Below are 1,730 nucleotides of genomic sequence, written 5' to 3' on the forward strand. Positions count from 1 at the left end.
GAGCCTGTTGCAGAATCGATTTCGCGGAGCGGGGTGGGGCTGGGAGGATATGGCGTGGCCAAGTCGTATCGTCCCGTGCTGCGTGATCAGCTGATGTTGTTGCCGGTGGATATGCGCGAGTGGTTGCCGCCGGATCATCTGGTGTGGTTCGTGCTGGACACGATCGAGGTCCTCGACACCTCCGGGTTGGAACGGGCGACCCGTCGTCGGGGTGGCGCGGGTGCGGCGGGTTACGACCCGCGAATGTTGTTGGCGCTGATGGTGTATGCGTATTGCCAGGGTGTGCGGTCGTCACGGCAGATCGAGCGGACGTGCGTCACCGATGTCGCGTTTCGGGTGCTGTGTGCTCAGGACGGCCCGGACCACACGACGATCGCGAGATTCCGTGCGGAGTCGCGAGATGTGTTCAGCGACTTGTTCTCTCAGGTGTTGATGATCGCTGCCAGGGCTGGCTTGTGCCGGTTCGGAACGGTCGCGATCGACGGGACGAAGATCGCGGCGAATGCCTCGATCGACGCCAACCGTGGCAGGGAGTGGTTCGACCGACAGGTGGCCGACATGGTCACCGAGTCGGAGAACACCGACCGGGCCGAGGACATTGTCGCGGACATCGTTCACGACGGAACCGACCGTGTCCCAACGGTTCTGCGCGACCGAACCCGGCGAGCCGAACGAATCCAGCGGGCCGCGCAGGAGCTGCGCGACCGGCACCAGCAGCTCGACCGTGCCGACGAACAGCGAGAGGCGGCCGCGATTGCGCGTCGCCGCCGCTCTGAGCAGGGCAAGCCGGTCCGCGGGCGAATTCCGGACGGACCGCACCGGTTGCCCGAAGCGCGGGCGCACCTGGCCCGGGAAATCGCTACGCACCAGGCCAAACTCGACCGCCATGCCGCATTGATCGCTGCAGGGAAGAAGCCGATGGGTCGACCACCGCTGCCGATGGACGCCAGCAAACGGGTCCAGCGAGCACGACAAGTGGTGCGCAACGCGGAACGCGCCGCGGCGATCGCCGCCGAGCGGGCATCCGCGGCGAATTCGTTGCCGAAGGTGGTGGCCAACACCACCGATCCGCAGTCGCGGGTCATGCCGACCCGCAAGGGGTTCCTGCAGGGTTACAACGCCCAGATCGCGGTTACCGGCGACCAACTCATCGTCGCTGTCCAGGTCGGCCAGTCGACCAACGATCAAGGATGCTTCCTGCCGATGATGCATGCCGCCCAAGACGTCGCCGATCGGATGTTCGCCGTCACTGCCAGCACCGATCACGTGATCGGCACCGTGCTGGCCGACGCCGGATACAGCAGTGATGCGAACCTGGCCGCGGCAGGACCGGACCGCCTCATCGCTCTGGGGAAGGATCGTGACCAGGCATTGGCTGCGACTTTGGAGCCTGCCCAAGGTCTGCCACCGCAGGATGCGACTCCGCGCGAGGCCAACAGGCACCGGCTGCGGACACCCGAGGGGCGAGCGCTCTACAAGCGGCGCGGCGCGACCGTCGAACCCGGGATCGGCAATCTCAAGAAGATCATCGATCGGTTCTCACGCCGCGGACTGGAAAACGCCACCAGCGAACTGCATCTGGCGGCTACCGCGTTCAACCTCATGAAGATCCACCGAGCGAGCACCGCGGCCTGAACCACCACCAGAACCCGACCGCACCAACCCTCCTGTCCCCGAATGTGATTCAAAGCGCGGGCTATCAGCCTGGCAAGTGATTCTGCAACAGGCTC

General features: G+C 65.5%; 1 protein-coding gene. It reads left to right on the forward strand.

Annotation, left to right across the window (positions count from 1 at the left end):
• The coding region (locus tag ACFYTS_RS36530; protein WP_387309765.1) for a transposase at positions 1-1,635 on the forward strand (1,635 nt) is incomplete at its 5' end.
• Between the last annotated feature and the right edge of the window lie 95 nt (positions 1,636-1,730).

The sequence above is a fragment of the Nocardia sp. NPDC004151 genome, from assembly GCF_042874235.1.
In the GTDB taxonomy this organism is placed as follows: domain Bacteria; phylum Actinomycetota; class Actinomycetes; order Mycobacteriales; family Mycobacteriaceae; genus Nocardia.